The sequence below is a fragment of the Streptococcus hillyeri genome, from assembly GCF_003686955.1.
In the GTDB taxonomy this organism is placed as follows: Bacteria; Bacillota; Bacilli; order Lactobacillales; family Streptococcaceae; genus Streptococcus; species Streptococcus hillyeri.
The window spans coordinates 1-260 of sequence record NZ_RCVM01000080.1; the positions used below are offsets into that span (position 1 = coordinate 1).

The following is a 260-nucleotide window of genomic DNA, read 5'->3' on the forward strand; positions in this document are numbered from 1 at the left end:
AGATTTATAATTGAATAGTTTCTTTGGATAGTTGTTAATCCAGTTTTCAATAAATGCGACTTGTTGTTGAGTCGCATTTTTGCTTCCCTTAGGCAACCAACGCCGGATGAGTCTATTATGATTCTCATTAGTACCACGCTCCCAAGAAGAATACGGGTGGGCATAGTAGAGATGATCAGGGTCAAAAACTTCTGCTAAACGACTGAACTCAGCCCCGTTATCAGCTGTGATAGAGTTCATTTGATAATCCTTGAGGATTG

At 40.0% G+C, this 260-nt stretch carries 1 protein-coding gene; it reads right to left on the reverse strand.

Annotation, left to right across the window (positions count from 1 at the left end; genetic code table 11):
• Positions 1-260, reverse strand: a 260-nt coding sequence (locus EAF07_RS10510; protein WP_121836470.1) for an IS30 family transposase, incomplete at both ends; no start/stop codon positions are given.